At 65.0% G+C, this 25826-nt stretch carries 15 protein-coding genes and 1 pseudogene; 6 read left to right on the top strand and 10 right to left on the bottom strand.

Features of this window, described 5'->3' with window-relative positions:
- The first annotated feature begins 51 nt into the window (after positions 1-51).
- The 3 genes from AC5Y49_RS04640 to AC5Y49_RS04650 all read left to right on the top strand — a co-directional run bounded on the left by AC5Y49_RS04640 (position 52) and on the right by AC5Y49_RS04650 (position 2856).
- Positions 52-879, top strand: a complete 828-nt coding sequence (locus AC5Y49_RS04640) for an Rv3717 family N-acetylmuramoyl-L-alanine amidase (protein ID WP_499884664.1) — start codon at positions 52-54, stop codon at positions 877-879.
- A 164-nt stretch (positions 880-1043) separates the two neighbouring features.
- Positions 1044-1865 carry a serine hydrolase gene (locus AC5Y49_RS04645; protein WP_499884572.1) on the top strand — a complete coding sequence of 274 codons (822 nt, stop codon included), beginning with the start codon at positions 1044-1046 and terminating at the stop codon, positions 1863-1865.
- 259 nt (positions 1866-2124) lie between these two features.
- The gene (locus AC5Y49_RS04650; protein WP_499884573.1) at positions 2125-2856 is read left to right on the top strand and encodes a trypsin-like serine protease; all 732 of its coding nucleotides are present in this window, start codon (positions 2125-2127) and stop codon (positions 2854-2856) included.
- Positions 2857-2906: 50 nt separating this feature from the next.
- Here the strand turns inward: AC5Y49_RS04650 and AC5Y49_RS04655 are convergent, their stop codons facing one another.
- From AC5Y49_RS04655 to AC5Y49_RS04665, 3 genes are all read right to left on the bottom strand, one after another.
- Positions 2907-3383 carry a hypothetical protein gene (locus tag AC5Y49_RS04655; RefSeq protein ID WP_499884574.1) on the bottom strand — a complete coding sequence of 159 codons (477 nt, stop codon included), beginning with the start codon at positions 3381-3383 and terminating at the stop codon, positions 2907-2909.
- Between the two features lie 125 nt (positions 3384-3508).
- Entirely contained in the window at positions 3509-6016 is a 2508-nt protein-coding gene (locus AC5Y49_RS04660; RefSeq protein WP_499884575.1) for a protein kinase domain-containing protein, read from the bottom strand.
- Between the two features lie 344 nt (positions 6017-6360).
- The gene (locus AC5Y49_RS04665) at positions 6361-6927 is read right to left on the bottom strand and encodes a dihydrofolate reductase family protein (protein ID WP_499884665.1); all 567 of its coding nucleotides are present in this window, start codon (positions 6925-6927) and stop codon (positions 6361-6363) included.
- A 178-nt stretch (positions 6928-7105) separates the two neighbouring features.
- Between AC5Y49_RS04665 and AC5Y49_RS04670 the strand changes: the two genes are divergently transcribed.
- Complete coding sequence (locus AC5Y49_RS04670; protein WP_499884576.1) at positions 7106-8173, top strand: adenylate/guanylate cyclase domain-containing protein; 1068 nt, start codon at positions 7106-7108, stop codon at positions 8171-8173.
- Between the two features lie 4 nt (positions 8174-8177).
- Here the strand turns inward: AC5Y49_RS04670 and AC5Y49_RS04675 are convergent, their stop codons facing one another.
- The 7 genes and pseudogenes from AC5Y49_RS04675 to AC5Y49_RS04705 all read right to left on the bottom strand — a co-directional run bounded on the left by AC5Y49_RS04675 (position 8178) and on the right by AC5Y49_RS04705 (position 21394).
- Entirely contained in the window at positions 8178-12440 is a 4263-nt protein-coding gene (locus AC5Y49_RS04675; RefSeq protein WP_499884666.1) for a protein kinase domain-containing protein, read from the bottom strand.
- An 18-nt stretch (positions 12441-12458) separates the two neighbouring features.
- Positions 12459-12608 (bottom strand): annotated as a pseudogene (locus AC5Y49_RS04680) (double zinc ribbon domain-containing protein); the annotation flags it as partial.
- A gap of 7 nt (positions 12609-12615) precedes the next feature.
- Positions 12616-13485, bottom strand: coding sequence for a DegV family protein (locus AC5Y49_RS04685; RefSeq protein WP_499884577.1), 870 nt, complete (start codon positions 13483-13485; stop codon positions 12616-12618).
- Between the two features lie 185 nt (positions 13486-13670).
- Positions 13671-14540 carry a DegV family protein gene (locus AC5Y49_RS04690; RefSeq protein WP_499884578.1) on the bottom strand — a complete coding sequence of 290 codons (870 nt, stop codon included), beginning with the start codon at positions 14538-14540 and terminating at the stop codon, positions 13671-13673.
- Positions 14533-15414, bottom strand: a complete 882-nt coding sequence (locus AC5Y49_RS04695; protein ID WP_499884579.1) for a DegV family protein — start codon at positions 15412-15414, stop codon at positions 14533-14535. The genes AC5Y49_RS04690 and AC5Y49_RS04695 overlap by 8 nt, the downstream gene beginning before the upstream one ends.
- A complete protein-coding gene (locus AC5Y49_RS04700; protein ID WP_499884580.1) occupies positions 15407-18691 on the bottom strand; it encodes an MFS transporter in 3285 nt (1094 codons plus the stop codon). Before AC5Y49_RS04700 ends, AC5Y49_RS04695 begins: the two co-directional genes overlap by 8 nt.
- 123 nt (positions 18692-18814) lie before the next feature.
- Entirely contained in the window at positions 18815-21394 is a 2580-nt protein-coding gene (locus AC5Y49_RS04705) for a glycosyltransferase family 1 protein (protein ID WP_499884581.1), read from the bottom strand.
- Between the two features lie 133 nt (positions 21395-21527).
- Here AC5Y49_RS04705 and AC5Y49_RS04710 point away from each other — a divergent pair, with 133 nt between their 5' ends.
- Positions 21528-23606: an alpha-1,4-glucan--maltose-1-phosphate maltosyltransferase gene (locus tag AC5Y49_RS04710; RefSeq protein WP_499884582.1), complete on the top strand. Its 2079-nt coding sequence runs from the start codon at positions 21528-21530 to the stop codon at positions 23604-23606.
- 7 nt (positions 23607-23613) lie between these two features.
- Positions 23614-25809 carry a 1,4-alpha-glucan branching protein GlgB gene (gene glgB, locus AC5Y49_RS04715; RefSeq protein WP_499884583.1) on the top strand — a complete coding sequence of 732 codons (2196 nt, stop codon included), beginning with the start codon at positions 23614-23616 and terminating at the stop codon, positions 25807-25809.
- Positions 25810-25826: the final 17 nt, after the last annotated feature.

Genomic DNA, 25826 nt, shown 5'->3' on the forward strand with positions numbered 1-25826 from the left:
GCAATGGAACCCCAAGGATTGCAATCGTATTCGGGTGAATCGACGGCTTCCATGGTTGATTGCTACGATCCTGGCGTGCTCGATTCGCCCTCACCGCGCGGGTGCGGCGGACTGCGATCAGTTTCACGACGGAACGTCGTGAGGTACGTGTGTGTCGCGGTGCTAGTAGTGAACCTCGCGTCGGCGGCAATGGTTAACGCACCGAAAGCTTTGTCCGCCAGCCTCGCCGGCATGATGGTCTTCCTTGACCCCGGCCACAATGGCGTGTCCGACCCCTCGATAACCCGGCAAGTCCCGAATGGCCGGGGCGGTGAGAAGCAGTGCAACACGACGGGCACCGCGACCAGCGACGGCTATTCCGAGCATGCCCTTAACTGGGACGTCACATTGCGCATCCGTGATGCACTCGACCAGATGGGTGCACGCACCCAGCTGTCCCGGGAAGGCGACAATTCAGTCGGCCCCTGCGTCGATCAGCGCGCCGCGCTGGCTAACGCGATGCATCCGGACGCAATCGTCAGCGTTCACGCCGACGGTGGACCGCCGACCGGTCGGGGGTTTCACGTGAACTACTCCAGTCCCCCGCTCAACGAAGCGCAGGCCGGGCCAGCGGTACAACTCGCCCACGCGATGCGCGATGCATTGCTCGCATCAGGTCTTCAACCGTCCACCTATATCGGTTCTGACGGCCTGTATGGCCGTGCCGATCTCGCGGGCCTGAACCTGGCCCAGTATCCGGCGGTTCTGGTCGAGCTCGGCAACATGAAGAACGGCGACGATGCCGCACAAATGCAGAGCGCTGATGGCCGAGCGAAATATGCCTCTGCAGTCGTTGAGGGAATAGTCACCTACCTCAGCGGAAAGGGCGCGGGTACCTGAAATGAGTGCGGCCACCACTGCGGCGCGGATTTCGAAACGGATCGACGGGGATGCGCGGTAGCCGAGCCCGCGGCGGGACACGGCTCGCTTCTGGCATCACCCTCATGCTGGCGGCGTGTGGGGTTCTGACAAGTTGCGCTTTTATCGGGCACCATGCAGCTCCTGTGTCCCCGTTGCCGACCCCCAACCCGCCGGTACGCCACACCGCTGCCCCCGCACCACCGCAAGCGACGACGACTGCACCGGGACCGGCTCCGAGCGGCGCAGCCACACCGCTGGCGGCAGAATTCGCCACGTTGCAGAACAAGCTGGAAGCCAAGATGGGTCTCGTCATCAGTGCCATCGGTGCCGACCCGAAGCAACTCGTATTCGGCGACTGGACAAGCGGACCCGCCTGGTCGACGATGAAAGTTCCGGTGGCCATCACCGCCTTGGGCGAAGAAGACCCGCCGACCGTCACCGACGCGATGCGGGCTGCCATTACTCAGTCCGATAACGCGGCCGCCGAGTCGATTTGGGACAACCTGGGCGATCCGGTCACGGCGGCGCACAAAGTCGAAGCCTTCATGAGCAGACTCGGCGATCCGACGACCGTCGAATGGCGGAAGCTGCGCCCGCAATTCACCGCCTTCGGCCAGACCAAATGGTCGTTGACCGACCAGGCCCGGTTCACCGCCGCCGCGGCATGCGACCGCGGGAGCGCACCGATCTTCACGTTGATGGGTGAGGTGGAAGCCGGCCAGCGTTGGGGGCTTGGGGTCATTCCGGGTACCCGGTTCAAAGGCGGGTGGGGTCCCTCACCTACCGGTGATTATCTGGTGCGACAACTGGGGGTGCTGAAGACGCCGACCGGCCTGACCGCCGTAGCGGTGGCGACAGAGCCGGCATCGGGATCGTTCGATGACGGCACACAGGAACTCACTGAAGTAAGCAAGTGGTTGAATTCCCACATGGCGGAATTGCCTACCGGGCAATGTGATCACTAGATCTTCCTCAGTTACTCGGCCGCGCGTCGTCACACGTACGTAGCTAAACAGGCCTGACGCTCGAACGAGCAGAGCTGTCGGTGTTATGCACTGCTGGCGACACCGGGCACCGGATCAATTCGGCAAGAATCCCTTGAGAATCCTCCAAGGCGGCCGCCGCACCCTAATCCCACACAACGGTAGTTCGACGCCTGACCGTCCGACTGCCTCTGGCCACGAGATTGGGAGCACGACGATGAGGAACGTAAGAATTGCAGCGGTGGCCGGCGTTGCCATTGCTTGCGCTTTTGCGTCATCCGTGATTGCGGGGCCGCAAGCGAACGCCGCAACCAGCGCCGATTGGGCGTGGCCAGGAATGCGGTACGACATCTACAAGAACGGTTCTTGGTACAACTGCAGCGTAGGGTTCCCGGCGTGGGATAGCTCCGGCAATCGGTATTTCATCTCCGCTGGGCATTGTTTCCGTAGTGAGGCAGGCATCCACTACCAGCAGCCCGACGGGTCTGGGGTCGAAATCTACAGTCCCTCGGACCATAGCACCGCCGTGGGCTTTGAACTCACCTATACGATCCCCAGCGGGGGAATCTATGACGACGTGTCGTTGGTCGAGATGTTTCCAGGACAGAAGTTGTATGGCACTGGCTGGGAACATATTCCGGACAACCCTATAGCGGGTGCTGTGGGTGATGAGGCGTGTCTGGTGGGTGATCGGCACGACACGTCAAACTGTGGAGCGGTGACAGCTACGAACGTTCGCCAGACCGTGACCGGCTATTCCTGGTTGGAAAATGTCACCACCGCCTCGTACTGTGCGCATCCGGGTGATAGCGGCGGAGCGGTCTATAACAGCAACGGAGCACTAGGAATTGAGGTCACTAGCGACGCCGCGCATAATGAGCCCGGTACGCCGGGTGACTGCAGTAGTTCATTCATCCCGATCGGGCGGGTGTTAGGCGTACTGCATGAAAACAACCCCTCACTGACTATCTAGCGGACAACTCAGCCAGCCTTGCAAACCTCATCTGCTTCCCGAGTTCTGAGTCAGAACGGCTTGACGTTGTAGCCACCGTCGATGACCATGCCGTGGCCGGTCGCATCGTGGGTGAAGGTGGTGCCGTCGCTGCTCACCACTATCGCCCAGCCTTGAAAGTGATACGTCTGACCATCCGTGAGGACGACGTCGGGCTGTCCAGGCGGAGCCATTCCCAGATTGGCGGTCCGCCACGTGAATTGGCCCGCTGCGGTAATGATGGCCTGATCCTGGTGCAACACCGAGGGATCTCCCGGCCATCCTGGATAAGGTGGGGGATCCATCGGAGCCTGCGGGAAGCCGGCCGTCTGGCAGACCACATTAGGGCCCACTCCGTCGCCGTCATCCGAGCCCACCTCACAACGCATCGGCGGGGACGGCGTCCGCACGTTCACAAAGTGCCCTGGGGAGGGATCAGCTTCAGCCAGCGGCGCGAAAAGCGCCATCGCGCACATGACTGCGCTTCCTGCCCATGCGGTCTTTGTCATACCCGTTTCCTTCGTGGCACACGCAATCGATACCGAGCCCGTAGTCTTGGTGCCCGTCCACAAAAGGCTCCGACAAACGGCTTGGAATATCCTTGGCGCGGTTGGTGCATACCGCCCAAGTTGGGTCAGGCACCACACTCGCCAGCCGCCTCAGCGACGCCGTTGCAGAGCGGTAGTTGTTGTAGGCCACCGATGGTTATCTGAAGGAGCTGGCCCGGTGAGCCCGCGGTGACCATGGCAACCACCGGTTTGCCGGTGTAATACGCGTCTGTGGTCGTGGTGACGCTTCCGTTGGCGATGCCGTTCGATACCGACGTCAACGTGAAATCCACCGTATTTTCGGTAGGTGTCGCGCACGCGGTGCATCCCTGGTAGTTCAAATGACCGGTACCGGCGCTGTCGATCACTACCTTCTGCGTATGGGCCTGCCAAATCCCGACGAACGGCGCCAACCCGGATATTTCGGTGCTGGAAGGGGTGGTCGTCGGAGCTTCTTCCGATGAAGGCGGGGCGGACCCGACGGCCGGCCCTGAAGCGGGCGTCGGCTGCGCCGTTGGGGTTTGGGAAGGCGACGAGTCCAGTCGCGACAGCAGAAAGACGATGACGGCGGCGGTCACGATCACGACAAACGCGATGGTCACGCCGATGAGGCCCGGCCGGCCTCGTTGGCGGCTCGACGGGGCGGCTGGCGCCGATGCCGGCGGTGGCGGAACTGGGGTTGACGGTCTGGATTGCGGGGTGGGCGCTGGCGGTCTGGAGTGTGGGCTAGATACGGGCGGTCTGGAGTGCATGACCGGGGTGGCTGGCGGTTCGGGTGCGAGGCTCACGGGTGCTGCAGCCGCTGCTGCGGTCTTCTTGTGGTGTTGGGCGTGTTCGATGGCGTGGCCGAGTACGTAGGTCCAGGCTTCGGGTAGCGGGCGTTGGTGTGGCTGGTTGGTCAATGTGTCGGTGACGATCTGACGCAACAGGTCGGTCGCTGTGGCTGGGATGTGGTGGGGGTTTTTGGTGTCGTGGTCACCGGCGAGCAACCGCAGCGCGAGCAGCCCCAGTTTGTAGCTATCGGTGTAGATGGTGGCCAGTTCCTCACCCGAGGGACTGCCCCAACCCGGGGTTTCCATTTGGGGCAGCGCCGAAACGGCGTTGATCCGCATCGCGTCGCAATCGATGAAGTAGACCGCTTCATGCGGGGTCAGCGTGAACAGCAGGTTTTTCGGTGAGATATCACCAACACACACACCGTGTTTGTGAAGAAACGTCAGCGCGGAAGCGATCTCGCGCAGCAGCGAATAGCGTTGTACGTCATCGAGTTTGATGCCGCGGGCGGAAAGCACCGAGACATGATTGAACAGGTGCTGGAATTCGGCGGTGGTCTTCGACACGCCCCTAACAGTGGTCAGGTCGATGAAGAACTCGGGTGGGATGGCCGGCATTACGAATCCTCTTGGCCTGCCGCTGTCTTCGACGATCGCGCAGGGCCAGGCGGCAAACGAGATCAGCCGCTCGGCCTGCGCGTAGGACAGCGAGTCTTCGACCAGGGCCGGCATGGCTGCCAATGCGGTGAAGTCGATGTCGGCCAGGGTCTGCGGTTTGTATTCCTTGTAGACCATCGATTCCGAGAACTTGGTCTTGACATTGGGCGCGCCATAGACGACACCCTGGCCGCCCTGGCCGATCTTGCTCAGCACGCCCAGTTTGTCACGCGGGATCACTTGTCGTGTGGTCGCTGACTTTCGAGATTGCTGGGACGGCTTTGACGCGGCCCGCGTCGGGTCGGCAAGCTGGCTCGGCGCGGAGTGCGGAACGCGGGCTGGCGTGGGTACCACGGTGAGGGCCCGCCGGGCGGCCGTCGCTAAATCGCGGGCGCTCTGATAGCGCTCGTCGGGCGCTTTGGCCATGCCAATCGCGATGACCTCGTCGAACCCCGGCGGGATGCCGAGGTCGGCGCTGCTGGGTTTGGGAGGGTCGAGGGCCAGGTGTCCCGCGATCTGCTGTTCCATGCTGTCGCCGGGATAGGGCGTGGCGCCGGTGAGGCACTCATAGAGCACACAGGCCAAGGAGTAGACATCCGAGCGGGCATCGGCGGTGCCGGTGGTGAAGCGCTCCGGGGCCATATAGTGCAGCGTGCCCACCATCATGCCGGTGCTCGTCAGTCTGGCGGCTGCGGCGTCGTGAGCGATACCGAAATCGATCAGATACACAAAGTCGTCACCGGTCAGTAATGCGTTGGACGGCTTGATATCACGGTGTACCAGCCCATGCTGATGCGCAGCAGTAAGCGCCGCGGCCAACTGTTCGATCACTGGGACAGCCCGCTGCGGACTCATCGGCCCGTCGCGCTGCAGCAGACTGTGCACGTCGACGCCCTCGATGACCGGCATCACCAAATACAGCCGTCCCTCGATTTCCCCCGCCTCAAAAATCGGGATGATGTGCGGCTCAATCAATCGGGCGGCGGTGTAAGCCTCACGCCGGAACCGTTCCTCATAGCCACGTTCCCTAGCCAACTCCGGCGGCAACACTTTGATCGCGACATCGCGACCCATCACAGTGTCGTGGGCCTTGTACACCTTGCCCATGCCACCCTCGCCGATCAGTTCGATCAGCCGGTAACGCCCAAACGCAACCTCATCCACCGATCGCGCCTTTCTCACCCACCTGGTGGGACATGCTAGCCACCCGCCGTCACCGCTATCGTCGATTCACCAACCCGGTGGTCGACCGGCCATCCAGCGACCCATCGTCAGTTGAAACCCCTTGGCATGACCGCCCTGAGGATATTTGTCAGCACACTCAACTTGTCGCGCGCGCTCACTGAGCTATCATTCGCTTGGTGCTTTGCATTGCGCCGCAGGCACTTTGGCCGGGGTTTGGTGGATGGGCGAGCTTCAGGCGGCCTCCAGGGTGGTTGGCGGATCGATCGGTCGTTCTGTGAGTCTCCCGGTGACGCCTCCGCAGCCCCATGGCTGTGTATGTCCGGTCAGTCGTGTTTTGCCTCGTAGCGCAGCAGGACGGTGCCACCCGGGAAGGTGCGGTTCTCCAACAGTCGCAGCGAGATCCATGACGGCAGGGTTGGGAAGAAGGGGGTGCCGCCGCCCACGGCGGTGGGCGCGACCACGATCCGGTATTCGTCCACCAGCCCGGCCTGCACGATCGGCGCGGCCAGCGTCGCCCCGGCCACCTCCAGCTCACCGTCGGTTTCGGCTTTCAGCTTCGTCACCACCTCGACTGGGTCGCCGCGTTCCAGGCGGGAGTTCCAGTCGACGGACTTGAGGGTGCGCGAGAACACGACCTTGGACATGTTGCGCCAGATGCGGGCGAAGTCAACGATCAGAGGGGTGGCGTCCGGGGTCTTGTCGGCGGTCGGCCAGTACGCGGACATCAGTTCGTAGAGCCGCCGTCCGTAGAACGCCAGAGCGGTCTCCCGCTCGAAGTCGTTCCAATACTGGTGCAGTTCTTCGCTCGGATCGGTCCAGTCGATGCTGCCCTGGTTGTCGGCGATGTACCCGTCCACCGACACGTTGAAGCCATAGATGAGTTTGCCCATGCAGATCAGACTGCACAGGAGGGCAAAACTCATCGCGGCGCCGCACGACTTATGAGTTTGCCCTTCTCGAACGCCTCCAGGCCTGCAACCGGCGTCTTTTTCGCCCCCAACTCGGTATGATCAGCCCGGTCCAGTCCGAAACCCAACGAACTGCGACAGCATCCATGCGACCGACCGCATGGGCGCGGCCACGGCTAGCGGCGAGGCGATGATGGCGGCCTTTGTCAATGTGCCGGGCGGACAGCCCGGCGAGCCGCTGGGATACCTCATCGTCGGCGACGGCGATTCGAAATGCAGCGTGCCGATTTTCGACCAGTTGTTTGTTGGTCGAGAATGCGCAGGAATCAGCGAATCGCGCAGGCTCCTCATCGACGACCCCGAGATCTCCCGCACCCACCTCGAGATCCGGCTGGACGGGGCAAGCGATCAGGCTTTCCTGATCGACACCAGCAGCAATGGCACGTCGCTCAACGGTGTGCGGCTTGAACGGGCGGTTCCGCTGCCGATCCGACCCGGCGACGAGATCCGGATCGGCGATGTGGCACTTACCTTTTCCTCGCAGCGGTTCACCGCGGTCCCCGTAAAAGTCGCGCAGCGCACGCGGGCACGGATTAGCCAGGCCGCCATGGTGATGGTGGTCGGTGACATCGTCAATTACTCGACGATCTCCCAGGTAACAGACGAGCAAGTCATGGCACGAAGCTTGCACACGCTATGGAATCAGCTCGGCAGTGTCCTGCATGCCCATCACGGCACCCTGAATCACTACGCTGGGGATGCGCTGTTCGCAATCTGGGAGATGAGCAGGTTCCCGGATGCGATCGAGCTGGCGATCGATTTCGCTCTCGCCGCGAATCAGCTTGTCGAGCAGCTCGCGCCCGAGCTGCCGCTGCGCGGGCCGGACGGCGCGCCGATCCACATGGGCTGGGGCGTGGTGCGGGGCATGGCCGCCTTGGCCGCGATGACGAGATCGGTCGACGCCGTGATCGGTGATGCGACCAACGTGGCATTCCGGTTGTCCGGGATCGCCGGCCGCCATGGACGGGCGGCGGTTATGGTGACCAGCGGAGTACACGGCGCAGTCGCGGAGCAGTTCGTTTGGGGCGCTGGTGAATCCGTTGAAATCAAAGGTCGCAGCGGGATGGAGACCGTGTTTCCGGTTATCGCCCGCAACCCCGAGAGCGACGACGACTCAACGAGTCCGGCACTCACTAACCTGAAGGATGGGGGCGATCCAAGCGCCTGATGCGCTAATGCCAGCACACCTCATAGACCCGCTGGGTATCTCGCAGCCCCTTGAGCTGTTCCTCCCGGGAGTCACCGAATCGGAACTCGTGACTGCCGGCGACCAACCCGCGCAGTACTTCTGACACGAGGATCTGGCCGCCGTTGGCTTTCGCCCCGATCCGCGCCGCCAGGATCACGGTGTGCCCAAAGAAGTCATCCTGTTCTCGGATCACCTCTCCAGTGTGCAGTCCGATCCGGACGCGCAGCACCTGGCTACCAGAATGATCGCGACGCGCCGCGAAGTCGCGCTGGATCGCGACTGCACAGCGGATCGCGTTGCCGGCGCTGGCGAATGCCACCATGAAACCGTCGCCCTGCGATTTGACCTCGAAGCCGTGGTGCGCGGCCAGATGGCCGCGGATAAGTGCGTTGTGGCGGTGCAGCACCTTTAGCCAACGCTCGTCGCCCAACTCCTCGGTGAGCACCGTGGAGCCTTCAATGTCCGAGAACATGATCGTGACCGTCCCGTTGGGCGCGGCCACCCCTCGAAGGTCGGGCCGAGTCAGCTCGACAGATTGGGCAACACTCTCCAGGGCCGACCAGCCCAGCGTGGACTTCTGCTCCTGGTGCTCATGGCGCAATCGCGTGAGCCGATCGGCTTCGGCACGCATGCCGATCTGCCGAGCGAGCGCCACTCCCCGGTCGATTAAGCCCATCGCTTTCTCCCGAGCCGCCGGCTCCCGTGTGCTGAGCAAGGTGCGGGCGTACTCGTAGCAGACCCGGGGGGTCACGTAGTCGCAGCCGATCTCCGCATTGCGCGTGAGCGCGAGTTCGAAGTGGCGCGCAGCTTCCTGCTGGCGGTCGGCGGCCGCGGCGGCGACGCCCAGGAACGCCTGGTTGGAGCCCAGACAGCCGGCGCCGGCCAAAAACAGTGTGCAGCGTTCCGCGTAGGGCACCAGTAGTTCGTAGAGCGTGCTTGCGGCTTTTCGGTCCCCGATCGCGACCGAGGCGATGGAGAGTGCGCAAATCGACGTCAACCAGTCACTGCTGCGTCGGAGCGCCTCGAAGCCGTCCCCCGCCAGGTCGGCGAATCTGGCACGGGCCTCGTCGAGTTCGCCGATTTCGGTGAGCAGCCACACATAGGCCGACGGCCACGCCTGGCCGTAGCGTGCAGCGGCCTCACGACCCGCGTCTCTCAGCTGGTCCAGGCTGCCGTCCGCCAACCGGGTCAGGAAGGAGTGCGCCCCGAACACGACTGCGGCTACCTCCGGTTCGGCGCGCTGTCCGATCGAGAGCGCCGTGTGCGCCAACCGCTCGGACTCCTGATGGCGGCCCCGCATCAGCGCTCGCATCGCGCGGAAAACCGCGGCCTGCCACAAGTAGCGTGGTTGACGCAGTTCACCGGCCAGTCGGTCGCACGCCAAGATCTCCTCGTCGACCGCCCGGAAGTCGCCGAACTGTGCGAGCGCGATCAGCCGCAGATGGTGACCTTCGAATTCCATGTCGCGATCACCGACGATCCGGGCCAGTCGCGCCATCTCCTCACCCGACTTGACCGCCTCGTCGAGCCGGTCGGGACCCAATGTCGACCACTGGCGGCTGTGCATGGCCAGCAGCAAAATCTTGGTGTCGCCGACGCGCTCGGCCATCTCGGTGGCTTCTGCGCTTGCCCGATCGGCTTCTTCCAGTGCGCCCTTGCAGCGAAGCTCGAGGGCCAGCCGGGCGAGCACCGTCACTCGTAGCGCGCTATCGCGCGCCGGCAACACCTCAAGCGCTTCGCCCAGCATCGCCACCAACTGTTCGTCGGCTCGATCGGTGATCGAAAAGCCGCCCGGCCCACCGCCGTAGCCAAGCGCGGCGCGCGCGTAGTGGTCGTTGAGCGCGAGTTCACGTGCCATCGACGCTGCCTCGCCGAACGTCTCACGGGCCCCGTCGGCTTCGCCTGCGCCCCATCGGGCATCCCCGAGCGCCAGCAACAGATCGCATCGACGCTGCGGCACCTCCGGGAGCATGTCGAACAATCGCAGCGCCGTTTCGAAAAGCCCGACGGCATCTTCGTAGGCATACGTCGCCGCTGACCGCTCGCCCGCCCACCAGGCGTAGTCGGCTGCCTTGCCGACGTCGCCCTGTGGTGCCGCCTTCGCCAGGTGGTAGGCGATCGCCGACAAGTGGGATTCGATCCGGTCTTCGTAGAGTTCCTCGATGGCCTCGCCGGCGGCGATGTGCAGCGCAGAGCGGCGCAGCCCGGGCAGGTCGTCATACAGGGCATCACGGGTGGCGCCGTGGGTGAAGACGTACCGCCCGGGCTCGCCGCTGGCGTGCGTGACTATCGCCCCGTCCAGGGCGGTCTGCAGCCGTTCGAGGGCGACGCCCGCCTCCAGCCCGCTGACGCGCGTCAGGATCTGGAGGTCGAACTCACGCCCGATTACGGCGGCCGTCGACAACAGCTCGAGGGTGTCAACCGGCAACTTCTCCAACCGATGGGCGACGACCTCACGGACGCCGCGGGGAATCCCAAGCTCGTCGTCTCCGCGGAGGTTGGTAACCCAGCGCCCGTCGCGCCAGTCGAGCACTTCAGAGTCGATCAGATGGCGGATGATCTCCTCGGTGAAGTACGGATTACCTTCGGATTCACGGCAAATGGCATCTGCGAGGGTGAGCTCATCTCGTTGTTCCAGTGGTTGTTGCAGCACCGCTTCCAGCATGGCTTTGACATGCTGATCGGATAGCCCTCGCAGCCTGATACGGCTATAGCCCCGCTCCTTGCTGAGCGCGGTCAGCGCTTCGTTGAGATATTCCCCGGGAACCTCGTCGTCGCGATACGTGCCCAGCAGCAATACCCGCGAGCGGGACAGCTCGCGCGCGACGAAAGCCAGCAGCATCAGCGAGGGACGGTCGGCTTGCTGCAGGTCTTCGAGGAAGATCGCGAGCGGCTGACGCTCCGAAGCTCCGATCAGAAATCGCGAAACCGAATCGAACAAGCGGAATCGTGCCTGCTCGGCGTCGAGCGGCGGCGACTCCGGGATCTCCGGTATCCGCTCGCGCACCTCGGAGACGATTTGTCCGATCTCAAACGCGCCAGAGCCCAGGTCGGAAGCGACTGTCTCGGCGTCGTGTTCGCGTGCATAGTCGCGGATCACCTGGATCCACGGCCAGTAGGCAGGCGCGCCTTCGCCCGCGTAGCAGCGGCCCCACAGAACTTGCGCGCCGCGCAGCGCAGCGTATGCCGCGGCCTCCGACGCCAGCCGTGTCTTGCCGATCCCAGACTCACCGCTTATCAACACGGTGCGCCCGCGGCGGCCGGCCGTGTCGTCGATCGCTGCGCGCAGTTCTTGCATCTCGCGCTCTCGCCCAACGAAACCGCTGTCGGTGATCCGGTCGAGCGCGGCCATGTCGTGAGTGGCGGTGTCGCCATGCGCCACGACGGCAGCGATCGCCCCAAGCGCGTCGCGAACCTCGGCTGCTTGCTGGGGGCGGGCTTCCGGCGCCTTGGCCAGCATTCTCAGCAGCAACTGGTCGAGCGCGGCGGCAACACCGGAGCGATGTCCGCTCGGCGCGACCGGTGCCGTCGAAACATGCTGGGAGACAACCGCAGCCGCGGACTCGCCAGCGAACGGAGGTATCCCGCAGAGTAATTCGTAAAGCAGGGCGCCGAGCGAGTAGATGTCCGAGCGTGCGTCAGAACCGCGACCGAGACCTTGCTCAGGCGGCATGTAGGCAACCGTGCCGATGATTGTTCCCACGGCTGTTACGCGCGTGCCACCTTCGGCGACCGCAAGCCCGAAGTCGCCAATCTTGGCGGCACCGTCCGGGGTCAGCCACACATTCTGCGGTTTGACGTCACGATGCACGACGCCATGGGCGTGTGCGTGCGCAAGCCCACTGGCGATGTCCATTCCGATCCGGACCACTTCCTCGACGGCGAGCCGGTGATCCGCTGCGTCGGAGAGCAGGTCATAGAGGTCACCGCCGGCCATGTACTGGCTGATCAGATACAGCTGGCCCGATTCCTCGCCGAAGTCGTAGACATTGACGATGTTGGCGTGCTCGCCAAGCTTCGCCATCGCCTCGGCTTCTCGGCGTGCCCGGTGCATGGCGGTTTCGTCCGACCCGGCGGCTTTGAAGACAGCGGCGGCGACCTCACGCTGCAGGCGGGTGTCGGTGGCCAGGTATACACGTTTGCCGGCACCTTCACCGAGCAGGCGGCCAAGCGTATACCGGCCGCCTGCAAGGGTTTTAGGCGGCGGCGTGTCGGGCGGCTGCGCCGGCACCGACTGGACGGCCAACGAGGCACCGCACTCGTCGCAGAAGCGCTGCGAGCCAGGGTTGCGCGAACCACACCTCGGACAGGCAATCTCGACCACCATCGGGGCGCCGCAGCCGCCGCAGAACCTGGCCTGGGGCCGGTTCCCGGTCCCGCACTGGCTGCATTCGACACTCGCCGCCGTACTCATGGCCCGGTTACCTCAGTGCCGCTCCGGGAAGTCCGCCGACCAACAGCGTCCCTGGTCCGACGTGCGTTGCGACGACGGGTCCGACTTCGGAGATGAATTCCGGCTCCGTGCCGAACATTTCGGCAATACGTTCCCCTACTCGCTTCGCGTCCTCGTGCGCATTCGCGTGTTGGACGAACCACCGGTCGGCGCCGAGAGAATGGCGCTGGCGCATCAGCTCGACCAACCGCTCGATACCGCGTGTACGCGTGCGTACCCGCTCGATGGCCTTGAGCTCGGGCTCGATCATCAAGATCGGCTTGAGGTCGAGAGCCGATCCGATCCAGGCGGCGACGGTGCCCACCCGGTCGCTTCGCCGAAGGTACTCGAGCGTATCCACCAGAGCCCAGCCCTTGACCTCCTGACGGGCGTGACGTACCCGCTCGACCACTCCATCCAGATCGGCGCCCCCCGCCGCGGCACGCGCCGCCGCCAGCGCCTGCAGCCCGAGGTGGCCACCGAAGCCGGCCGAGTCGATCACCACCACCCGCTCGCCGCCTCGGCCCCCAGCCTGCAGCCGTTCGGCTGCCTGTCGGGCCGTCGAGCAAGTCCCGGAAACGCCCGAGGAGATCAGCACGGCCACGACAGCGCTGTGCTGCTGCAGCAGCCGCTCAAAGACCACGCCGAAGTCCTCGACCGTAGGCTCCGATGTCGTCGCAACGCTCTTCGCCGCGTCCAGCGCCGCGTAGAACCGTCCGAATTCGCCGTCGAACTCGGACTCACGCAGCGGGCCGCCACCGGTGTCGTAATACAGCGACACCACCGTGACGCCCAGGCCGTCGATGAGCGCGCGCGGCAGATAACTGGTGCTGTCGGTAACCACTGCGACGTCAGACACGCGCGCACTCCAACCGGACGCCGACACCGTGGAATCGCCACTCGCAGGCCGTCATCCTGCTCGGCGTGAACCACCTGTCCAGCCACAATCACTAACCGTGTAACGGTACCGCCGCAGACCCCCAGCCGAGAGAGATCCGCTGACTTCGATCTAATACGAAACCTGCATGTAACAGTTGCCGTCGGCTAACCCAGCGCCGCGCTTGGAAGACCTCCCACAGCCAACGCCCGCGGACCGAGGTGTGTCGCAACTACCGGGCCCATCTCGGCGACGAACTCCGGTGGGGTACCAAACAGCTCAGTGAGACGCTCGGATAGCCGTTGTGCGTCGTCGTCCGCAAAGGTGTGGTTGATAAACCATCGATCGGCGCCCACCGCGCGGCGCTGGCGCATCAGTTCGACCAACCGCTCGACAGCACGTCTGCGTGTGCGTACCCGTTCGACCGGTCGGAATTCTGATTCGACCATCAAGATCGGCTTGAGGTCGAGCGCCGACCCGAGCCATGCTGCCGCGCCACCGATCCGGCCACCGCGCCGCAGATACTCAAGCGTGTCGACGAGCAGCCATTGTCTGACCTCCTGACGCGCCCGGCGCGTCGCCTCCATCACCCCCGAGGGATCGTCTCCCGCGGCGGCCGCCCGCGCTGCCGCCATCACCTGAATACCCATATGGCCCGCCGCGCCGGCTGAGTCGATCACCACTACCCGCTGGCCGCCGCGGCCCTCAGATTCCAGCTGCGCGGCTGCCTGTCGAGCGTTCGAGCAGGTCTTGGAAAAACCCGAGGAGATCAGTACCGCGACAACAGCGCTGTACTTCTGCAACAGCCTTACAAAGACCACGACGAAGTCCTCAACGCTAGGCTCCGACGTCGTCGCCACACTCTGCGACGCGTCCAATGCCGCATAGAACCTTCCGAAATCACCGTCGAACTCCGACTCAGGCAGCCAGCCGCCACCAACGTCGTAATACAGCGGCACCACCGTGATACCGAGACTGTCGACGAGGGCGCTCGGTAGGTAGGCGGTGCTGTCGGTAACTACCGCAACGTCAGCCACGCGCACCCCCCAAAGCCGCGCTTGGAAGACCTCCGACCGAAAGGGTCCCGGGGCCCGCGTGCGTGGCAAGGACTGGACCGAGCTCCGAAACGAACTCGGGCGGTGCATCGAACACCGCACTTAGACGCTCCACGAGCATCTCTGCGTCCGCGTGCGCATATGAGTGGTTGACGAACCACCGGTCGGCGCCCACCGCGCGGCGCAAGCGCATCAGCTCAACCAACCGCTCCACAGCGCGCCTGCGCGTGCGCACGCGTTCAACGGCCCGGAATTCCGATTCGATCTCCAAGATCGGCTTGAGGTCGAGCGCCGATCCAAGCCACGCCGCTGCAGTGCCGATCCGACCGCCGCGCCGCAGATACTCAAGCGTGTCGACAACGAACCACTGCCTGACCCCTTGGCGCGCCCGACGCACTGCCGCGACTACCCCTGCCTCGTCCTCCCCGGCAGCGGCCGCCCGCGCGGCTGCCAGCGCTTGAATACCAAGGGAGCCAGCCGCACCGGCTGAGTCGATCACCACTACCCGCTCGCCGCCGGGGCACTCGGATTCCAGCTGCGTGGCTGCCTGCCGACCGTTCGAGCAGGTCTTGGAAAAGCCCGAGGAGATCAGTACGGCGACGACGGCGCTGTACTGCTGCAGCAGCCGCTCAAAGGCCGCGACGAAATCCTCGACGGCAGGCTCCGACGTTGTCGCGACGCTCTTCGACTCGTCCAGCGCCGCGTAAAACCGTCCGAAATCGCCGTCGAACTCCGACTCACGCAGCCAGCCGTCACCGACGTTGTAATACAGCGACACCACCGTGATGCCGAGACTGTCCACCAGCGCATCCGGCAGGTAGGCAGTGCTATCGGTAACCACCGCGACGTCAGCCACCCGCTACCACCTCCATGATCTGCGGCAGCGCCTTACGAGTCGCGATCCGGCCAGCTTCGCGAGCGGCGTCGATCTGGTGCCATTCCAAAAATCCGACGCCGCCAACATCGGGATGGATGGAAAGGTCAGCCTGCGCCAGCACTTCGGATGACGCCATTGCGCTACCAATCGTCATCGTGCGCATGAGAGTGTCGACGATGCTCGGAACCCGCGGGGAGCGCGGCATTTTCGTCACTTCGACGGGACTTGCCTGGTTACCGGTGCCGATGCTCACCGCGATCAACGGCCCCTCCTCGCGCGCCAGCGCGGCGACCGGCAGGTTGTCCAGCACGCCGCCATCGACGTGCAGTGAGCCGTCGTAGACAATCGGCGCGTACAGTCCCGGCACCCGCAGGGAACAGCCGATGACGTCGGCGAGCCGGCCGCGGCGGTGCACGACGGTCCGCCGGGCCAGCAGATCGACGCTGACACAGCGGAATTCCTTCGGCAACTCCTCTACCAAGCGCCCGCCATGAGCCGTTTTGAGAGCGCCCAACGTGCGACGTCCACTGATAAGTCCTTTGCTCGGCAGGGTGTAGTCGCTAGTCGGGTTACTGCGGATGAAGTACTCGTAGATGTTCGCGTCTACCGCAGCTGCGTCCATACCGGTGGCGGCGAATCCCGCGATGATCGCTCCCATACTGGTGCCGGCGAACCGGTCGATCACCACCCCGGCGGCCTCCAGCTCCTCCAGTACACCCAGATGCGCAAATGCCCGCGCGGCACCACCGCTGAGCACCAGCCCTATCGACCGGCCGGCGATGCGGGCGGCCAGCGGGCGCAAGTCAATAGACGCATGAGCGAGGCGGACCGAGTGCACCGACCGCGGCGTGATCAATTCCTCCCACTGCCGCCGATGTTCGCGGTCAGCGGGCGGTCCCGCCAGCACGAGGTCAGCGCCCACCGCTCTCGAAGGCATCGGCGCCGATGGCGGTGCGGGGTCACCGGCAACCAGCACGACACGATCGGCCGAGCGCAAGCAGAAGTCATGCCAGTCGCCGTCGCCGATCGCCGCGTGCAGCACCACCTTGTCTGCCACCCGCTCGGCGCGCTCCAACCCGTCGCGGCCCACCCGGCCCGGGTCTGCCACCTGGAGCCGTCCCGACAGCGCAGTGACCAATTCGGTGGCCACCGTCGGTACTGGCGCCTGGGCGTCGACGCCGACGATCGCGATAACGACTTCGGGTGTCGGTGCGCGCGGGACCGCGGGCGGTGGAGCTTGATGTAGCCGGGTGGCAAGCACCCGGATCAGTGCCTCGAGGACGCCCGAATGGGCGATCGTGTCGAATTGAGCCTTGCTGAGTCGCATGAGTGTCGAGTCACGCACGGCGCGCACCGATGCCGAACGGGGCGCGTCGATCAGCAATCCGAGCTCGCCGACGACTTCGCCGCGGCCCAATTCCGTTAACACTACCTCGTTTTGGAGCACCTGAAGCCGGCCGTTACGCACCACATAGAGGGAGTCGGACGGGTCGCCCGCTTGGAAGAGATACGACCCCGCCTCCAACTCGATCTGCTCGGCGTGGTCACGCAGCTCTGCCAGCGTAATGGCGTCCAGCCCGGCAAAAAGCGGCAAAGCGCCGAGCGGATCGACCTCACCGGCCGCGACCGAGCAGCTCTCAGCGGGCAGCGACACCAGCCCAGGCCTCAACCGCAATTCCCGCGGATCGATTTGCCGCGGCGGCTCGACCTCATTTGTTGCTGCGGCGACATGGCGGGTACGGCCCAGCAACACCCCGCTGATTGCAACCAGCGCAAAGCACACCGCGGCCAGCACCCAACCTCGCCGCAGCGCCTCTTCGGCGGCGCCGCGCGCCGGCGTGCCGATCACAATCACCAGCAGCGCGATGCCGATCACGGCGCCGAGTTGGCGGGTGCTGCTGACCACCGCCGAAGCAGTGGCGTAACTGCCGCCTGCGGCCAAGCCGGCCAGCGCCGCGCTACCGAGCATCGGCAACGTCGCGCCGACCCCCAGGCCCTGCAGTATTTGACCGGGCAGCCACTCCCCTAGGAAATCGGGTTGGGATCCGACACGTTCGATGTACCACAGCAGGCTGCCGGCCCAAATCAGGGCGCCGACAATGATGATGAGACGGTAACCGTGGCGGTCGGCGACGCGGCCAAGTACCGCTGCGACAACTGCCGCGACGAATGCGGCGGGCGCGACGGCGAGGCCCGCGCGCAACAGGTTGTAACCCCAGACGTAGTTCAAGAACAACACGTGGGTCAGCAGATAGGCGTAGAACCCGGCACTGGCGACCAGCGTCAGCGTGTTGCCCGCCATGAACGATCGGACATGCAGAAACGCGGGCTCGATCAGCGGCGTCGGATGATTCTGCGAACTGAGCACAAACCCGAGCATCGCGATCACCGCGGCCAGAAACGATCCGATGGTCGCCGGACCGGTCCAGCCCCAGTCTGGGCCCTTGACCAGGCCAAGCGTCAGGCACCCAAGCGCAACTGCCAGTAGCGCCGCCCCGCGCAAATCGGGCATCCGTCGCCGTCCGGAGGCGCGGCTTTCGACCAGCCCCCGGCGAGCGACCACCACCGCCACGACGCCCAGCGGCAGATTGACCAAAAACACCCAGCGCCAACTCGACGCGTCCACCAGGGCACCGCCGATGGGCGGACCCAGACCCGACGCGATGGCCGCCGCTGCGCCCCACAGGCCCACTCCGTGAGCGCGGCGCGCGGCGTCGAAACTCTCGACAACAAGCGCCAGTGATGCCGGCACCAGGATCGCCGCGCCGATGCCCTGCACCACCCGGAACGCAATCAGGTGCCCGACCGTCCCGGCGACCGCGCACAGCCCGGACGCTGCGGTGAACAACACCACGCCGTAGATGAACATCCGCTTGCGCCCGAGCAGGTCGGCAAGCCTGCCACCCGCGACCAGAAACGCGGCGAAGGCGATGTTGTAGGCGTTCAGCACCCACGACAGGCTGCTGATATCACTGTTGTGGAAGTACCGCTGGATGGCCGGGAAAGCGATGTTGACGATCGTGGAGTCGAGGAACGCGAGAAAGGCGCCAAACGCCGCCACCAGCAACACCGCGGTCGGCGCAGGCTGGCGGCGCCTAGTGAGCGGTGCGCGCCGCCGGCCTGCCCGGAAGCGGCGGTTGGTCGGCGAATTCGTGGCCCGGTCCACACCGGCGGCAGCCCGGGCGTTTTTGTGTCTGGCGCGCTCGGCGGTGTGCCTTCCGCGAGTCGCGGACGGGGCAGCAGTTCTGTTCGCCATGACGCACCTCTATTCAGTGCGGCGGTTGCCCACCCGGGTGGTGTCGCAATTGTCGCTGAACAGCACCGGTAAGTGCGTCGAATTAGTGATCTGAGAACTGCTAGATCGCCCGCAAGCGCGGGCTTACGCAAGCGTGACCAAACCCAGTTCGGTATCGCCGGCCAGCATCGGGTGCTTCGGCAGCACCCGGACCGTGTAACCGACCGCCCCGGCGACGGGTAGCGGCGTCGTCATCGCGAAGACCGCGTCGCCGCCCAAAGCCGTTCCGGTATACGGCATCTCAACCGTGACCGGGTCGATCAGTGCGTCGCCGGCGTCGACTCGGCCGACTACCGCCTGAACGGAAACCTCGTCTGGCCGCAGGCCGGCCAATTGCACGGTCGCCGTCAGGGTCAGCTTCGACCCCAACACAGGCGTGTCCGGCAGACCGGTGCTGTCCACATCGGTGATGTGTATCTTCGGCCACGCCGCAAATGCGCGTCTGCGGTAGCCGGCCAACTCGCGCGCCGCCTCGAACGTCACTTGGCCCTCGCTCGCGACCGTGTTGCGCAGCGACTGCGCCGCCGGCGTGTAGTAGTTCTCGACGTACTCCCGCACCATCCGAGACGCCAGGACTTTCGGGCCCAGTGTCTGCAGGGTGTGCCGAACCATCGCGATCCACCGCGACGGCACCCCGTGCTCGTCTCGTTCGTAGAACGTCGGCGCCACCGAGTGGTCGAGCAGGTCGTAGAGCGCGGCGGCCTCCAAGTCGTCCCGACGGGCTTCATCGGCCGCCCGGGAGGCGGAGGGAATCTCCCAACCGTTTCCGCCGTCGTACCACTCGTCCCACCAGCCGTCGCGGATCGACAGGTTCAACCCGCCGTTCAGCGCGCTTTTCATCCCTGACGTTCCGCAGGCCTCCAATGGGCGCAGCGGGTTGTTCAGCCAGACGTCGCAACCCCAGTACAGCCGGCGCGCCATCGACATGTCGTAGTCGGGCAAAAACGCGATGCGGTGACGTACCTCGGGGCGGTCGGCGAACCGCACCACCTGCTGAATCAGCGCTTTGCCCGCGTCGTCGGCCGGGTGCGACTTGCCCGCGACGATCAACTGGATCGGCTTGTCGTCGTCGAGCAGCAGCTGCTCGAGTCGATCCGGGTCGCGCAACATCAACGTCAACCGCTTATAGGTCGGGACGCGGCGGGCGAACCCGATGGTGAGCACGTCGGGGTCGAAAGCCGTGGAGATCCAGCCTAGTTCGGCATCAGACGCTCCCCGCGCCAAGCAGGATTTCCGGAGTCTCGCCCGGACATCGTCGACCAGCAATGCCCGCAGCTGCGAACGGATCCCCCACAAGTGCCTCGCGTCGACCTGTTGGAGCCGTTCCCAGACTTCGGGTTCGCTGAACGAATCGGCCCCGGCCAGTTCGCGGCCCAGCTGCAACCACTGCGGGGCGGCCCAGGTCGGCGCGTGCACACCGTTGGTGATCGACCCGATTGGCACCTCGTCGGGGTCGAATCCGCTCCAGAGCCCGTTGAACATGACCCGGCTGACCCGGCCATGCAGCAGCGAGACGCCATTGGCCCGTTGGGCCAGCCGCAGACCCATGTAAGCCATGTTGAATTTGTCGGGATCCTCTTCGGCGCCCAGCTCCAGGACTCGCTCGCGGGGCAGACCCCGCAGCAGGCCCGATTCTGCGTCGTCGAAATAGCGTTGCACCAGCTCCAGCGGGAACCGGTCGATACCGGCGGGCACCGGGGTGTGGGTGGTGAACACCGTGGAGGAACGCACCACGGTCAGGGCGGTGTCGAAGTCCAGTCCCGCGTCGACCAGTTCGCGGATGCGTTCCACACCGAGGAATCCGGCATGGCCCTCGTTCATGTGGAACACCTCGGGAGCGGGCAGCCCTTCAATCTCGGTGAAGGCCCGGATCGCCCGCACCCCGCCTACGCCGGCCAGAATCTCTTGTCTGATGCGGTGGTTCTGGTCACCGCCGTAGAGGCGGTCGGTGACACCGCGCAGATCATGCTCATTTTCGGGGACATCGGAATCCAGCAACAGCAACGGGACGCGCCCCACCTGCGCCACCCAGACCCGGGCGCGCAGCCGGTCGGTATCGGGTAAGGCCAACTCGACCAGCACCGGATTTCCGCCGACATCGGTGAGCAGCCGTAACGGCAACCCCTGCGGGTCCAGTGATGGATACGTTTCTTGTTGCCAGCCGTCAGCCGTCAACGACTGTCGAAAGTAGCCGGATCGGTAGTACAAGCCGACCGCGATCAGCGGCAGCCCCAAGTCTGACGCCGACTTCAGGTGGTCGCCCGCCAGAATTCCCAAACCGCCCGAGTAGTTGGGCAGCACGTCGGCGACCCCGAACTCCATCGAGAAATAGGCGATCGCCGACGGCATGGCAGCGCCGTCGCGTTGTTGCTGCTGATACCACAGCGGGCGGCTCAGATAGTCGTCCAAGTCCGCGGCCAACTCGTCGAGCCGCCGGAGAAAGTCGACGTCGGCGGCCAACTCATCGAGCCGTGCCGGCGTCACTGCACCCAGCAGTGCCACCGGATCTTGACCGCATTGCCGCCACAGCGCCGAGTCGATCGTTGCGAAGAGGTCCTGCGTGGGCTTCTCCCACGACCACCGCAGGTTTGTCGACAGCTGCTCCAAGGCCGCCAGGCGTTCCGGAAGGTGAGCACGGACGGTAAACCGGCGGAGGGCTTTCACGCGTCAATACCTTACTGACGACGGGCCCGGGGTGACGTCATGACAGCCAGCGCTTTCACGCGCCCCGGGTGTGGCCCGACACTACGGTGGGTATTGGGCGCAAAGAGAGTTTCCGGGCGATCGAAGGAGTGCGGTGCCAGGTCGTGTCGAGATCGATGACGTCCAGCCCGTCGTGTCGTGCGGCGCATATCCGGCTAAAGCCGTGGTCGGTGAGGTAGTTCCAGTCAGCGCGTCGGTGTGGCGGGAAGGCCATGAGGCGGTGGCGGCGACCCTGGTGGTGCGCTACTTGGGGCCGCGCTACCCGCAGGCCAGCGAAGCGCGGCGGATCAAGGCCGTGCAGGCAGACCTGAAAAACGGGGCCGAGGCACCGCCGCGGGTCAAGCCGCTGCTGGTCCCGATGACCATGGGTGAAGAGCCCTACGTCTTCCACGCGCAGTTCAGCCCGGACAGCGTCGGGTTGTGGACCTTCCGGGTGGACGGCTGGGGCGACCCGATTCACAGCTGGCGACATTCCATCATCGCGAAGTTGGACGCCGGCCAGGGCGAGACCGAGTTGTCCAATGACCTGCTCGTCGGGGCGCAGCTGTTGGAACGCGCCGCCACCGGGGTGCCCCGCAGCCGGCGCGAGCCTCTGCTGACCGCCGCCGCCGCTTTGCGCAACCCGGGCGATCCGGTGACACGCGCGGCCGCTGCGCTCGCACCCACAGTCGAGGAGCTGCTGGCGCAATACCCGCTGCGTGAGCTGGTCACCCGCGGCGAACAGTACGGAGTGTGGGTGGACCGGCCCGAGGCCCGCTTCGGCGCGTGGTACGAGATGTTCCCACGCTCGACGGGCGGGTGGGACGCCGACGGCAATCCGGTGCACGGCACCTTTGCCACCGCCACCGCGGCGCTCCCCCGCATCGCGGAGATGGGCTTCGACGTCGTGTATCTGCCGCCGATTCATCCCATCGGCAAAATCCATCGCAAGGGCCGCAACAACACCGCCACCGCCATTCCGGGCGACGTGGGATCGCCGTGGGCGATCGGCAGCGACGAGGGCGGACACGATGCAGTACATCCCAAACTCGGCACGATCGACGACTTCGACGACTTCGTGGCCGCAGTGCGCGATCTGGACATGGAAGTGGCGCTGGACCTTGCGCTGCAATGCGCACCGGACCATCCCTGGGCCCGACAACACCGCCAATGGTTCACCGAACTGCCCGACGGGACCATCGCCTATGCGGAGAACCCGCCCAAGAAATATCAAGATATCTACCCGCTAAACTTCGACAACGATCCCGCCGGGCTCTACGACGAGGTGCTGCGGGTGGTGCGGCACTGGATGGACCACGGCGTCAAGATCTTTCGGGTCGACAATCCGCATACCAAGCCACCCAACTTCTGGGCATGGCTAATCGGCCAGGTCAAAGCGATCGATCCCGACGTGCTGTTTCTGTCGGAGGCTTTCACACCGCCGGCGCGCCAGTACGGGCTGGCCAAGCTCGGCTTTACCCAGTCCTACTCGTATTTCACCTGGCGCACCGCCAAGTGGGAACTCACCGAATTTGGCCAGGAGATCGCCGAATTCGCGGATTTCCGCCGCCCGAACCTGTTCGTGAACACCCCCGACATCCTGCACGCCATCCTGCAGCACAACGGCCCGGGCATGTTCGCGATCCGCGCGGTGCTGGCCGCGACGATGAGTCCGGCCTGGGGAATGTACTCCGGCTACGAGCTTTTCGAGCATCGCGCGGTGCGCGAGGGTAGTGAGGAGTACCTGGACTCGGAGAAATACGAGTTGCGGCCCCGGGACTTCGCCACTGCCCTGGCCGAGGGCCGATCGCTGGAGCCGTTCGTCGCCCGGCTCAACAACATTCGTCGACTGCATCCCGCGCTGCGGGAGTTGCGGACCATTCGATTCCACAGCGTGGACAGCGATGCCCTGCTCGCCTACAGCAAGTTCGACCCGACTACCGGTGACTGCGTACTGGTAGTGGTGACACTGAATGCATTCGGGCCCGAAGAGGGCACCGTGTGGTTGGACATGGCCGCGCTGGGTATGGAGGGCTACGAACGGTTCTGGGTGCGCGACGAGATAACCGGAGAGGAATACCAGTGGGGAGCAGCCAACTACGTGCGCATCGACCCTGGCCGGGCGGTCGCCCACATCATCAACATGCCGCAGATACCACTCGAATCCCGAAGCACGCTGCTGCGCCGGAGGTGACGCCGCGATGACACCAACCGACCAACTGGCCCGGACCCATCTGACGCCCGAGCCCAATGACCTCGATCGACTGCTGGCCGGTGTACACCACAACCCGCACGGCATTCTGGGCGCGCACGAGTACGGTGATCACACTGTCATCCGGGCCTTTCGTCCACACGCCACCGAAGTCGTCGCGCTCGTCGGCAAACAGCGGTATCCACTGCAGCACATCGATTCCGGGCTGTTCGCCGTGGCGTTGCCGTTCGCCGATCTCATCGACTACCGCCTCGAGGTGAGCTACGACGGTTCCGATCCGCACACCGTCGCCGACGCCTATCGTTTCCTGCCGACGCTCGGCGAAGTCGACCTGCACCTATTCGCGGAGGGCCGCCACGAGCGGTTGTGGGAGGTGCTGGGCGCTCACCCGCGCTCGTTCACCACGGCCGACGGCGTCGTCGAGGGTGTGTCGTTTGCGGTCTGGGCACCTAATGCCAAGGGCGTCAGCCTGATCGGTGACTTCAACGGCTGGAACGGCAACGACGCACCGCTGCGCGTGCTCGGCTCGTCCGGAGTGTGGGAGTTGTTCTGGCCCGAGTTCCCACCCAACGGCCTGTACAAGTTTCGGGTGCATGGCGCCGACGGGGCCGTCACCGACCGGGCCGACCCGTTCGCCTTCGCCACCGAGGTCCCGCCGCACACCGCGTCACGAGTGACATCGAGTGATTACACCTGGCGTGACGCCGACTGGATGACGCAGCGCGCGCAGCGCAACCCGGTTTTCGAGCCGATGAGCACCTACGAAGTGCACCTGGGCTCGTGGCGACCGGGGCTCAGCTACCGCGATCTGGCCCGTGAGTTGACGGATTACGTTGTCGAGCACGGCTTTACCCACGTCGAGATGCTGCCTGTCGCCGAGCACCCGTTTGCAGGATCGTGGGGATATCAAGTCACGTCCTACTACGCGCCGACGTCACGCTTCGGCACCCCCGACGATTTTCGGGTCCTCGTCGATACGTTGCACCAGGCCGGCATCGGGGTGATCGTGGACTGGGTCCCGGCCCACTTCCCGAAAGATGCCTGGGCCCTGGGCCGCTTCGACGGCACGGCGCTCTACGAGCATTCCGACCCCAAGCGCGGTGAGCAACTCGACTGGGGCACCTACGTGTTCGACTTCGGGCGGCCCGAAGTCCGAAATTTCCTGGTCGCCAACGCGCTGTACTGGCTAGAGCAATTCCACATCGACGGCCTGCGCGTGGACGCCGTCGCGTCGATGCTCTATCTGGACTACTCGCGTCCGGTCGGCGGTTGGACGCCGAATATCTATGGCGGCCGGGAAAACCTGGAGGCCGTGCAGTTCCTACAAGAGATGAACGCGACCGCACACAAGGCGGCGCCCGGCATTGTCACCATCGCCGAGGAGTCGACGTCGTGGCCGGGTGTCTCGCGGCCGACAAGCGTCGGTGGGCTTGGCTTTTCGATGAAGTGGAACATGGGCTGGATGCACGACACGCTCGACTACATCAGCCATGACCCGGTGCACCGTAGTTATCACCACCACGAGATCACCTTTTCGATGCTCTACGCCTTCAGCGAGAACTTCGTGCTGCCGCTCAGTCACGACGAGGTGGTGCACGGTAAAGGCACGCTGTGGGGGCGCATGCCCGGCAATGACCATGTGAAGGCCGCAGGCTTACGCAGCCTGCTGGCCTACCAATGGGCGCACCCCGGTAAGCAGTTGCTGTTCATGGGCCAGGAATTCGGACAGCGCGCCGAATGGTCCGAGGAACGCGGGCTGGACTGGTATCAGCTCGACGAGAACGGCTTCTCCACCGGCATTTTGTCGTTGGTGCGCGACATCAACGCGACTTATCGCAGTCACCCGGCGTTGTGGAGCCAGGACTCCAACCCGGAGGGCTACTCCTGGATCGATGCCAACGACTCGGCCAACAACGTGTTGAGCTTCCTGCGGTACGGCAGCGACGGCTCGGTGATGGCGTGCGTGTTCAATTTCGCCGGAGCCGAGCACGGTAACTACCGCCTCGGGCTGCCCACCGCCGGCCGGTGGCGTGAGGTGCTCAACACCGACGCGACCGCCTACAACGGCTCCGGTGTCGGCAACATGGGTGGTGTCGATGCCACCGATGAGCCGTGGCACGGGCGGCCGGCTTCGGCGGTGTTGGTGTTGCCGCCGACATCGGCACTGTGGCTGGCCCCCGAGTAGCGCTCGCCACCAGCGCG

The sequence above is a fragment of the Mycobacterium sp. NGS62 genome (assembly GCF_059812285.1).

What these genes read in the sequence shown, in the direction of transcription:
- AC5Y49_RS04640 (WP_499884664.1), top strand. Translation starts at nt 52, where the DNA reads ATGGTTGATTGCTACGATCCTGGCGTGCTCGATTCGCCCTCACCGCGC.
- AC5Y49_RS04655 (WP_499884574.1), bottom strand. Translation starts at nt 3,383, where the DNA reads ATGACAAAGACCGCATGGGCAGGAAGCGCAGTCATGTGCGCGATGGCG.
- AC5Y49_RS04665 (WP_499884665.1), bottom strand. Translation starts at nt 6,927, where the DNA reads ATGGGCAAACTCATCTATGGCTTCAACGTGTCGGTGGACGGGTACATC.
- AC5Y49_RS04670 (WP_499884576.1), top strand. Translation starts at nt 7,106, where the DNA reads ATGGGCGCGGCCACGGCTAGCGGCGAGGCGATGATGGCGGCCTTTGTC.
- AC5Y49_RS04700 (WP_499884580.1), bottom strand. Translation starts at nt 18,691, where the DNA reads ATGGCGAACAGAACTGCTGCCCCGTCCGCGACTCGCGGAAGGCACACC.
- glgB (WP_499884583.1), top strand. Translation starts at nt 23,614, where the DNA reads ATGACACCAACCGACCAACTGGCCCGGACCCATCTGACGCCCGAGCCC.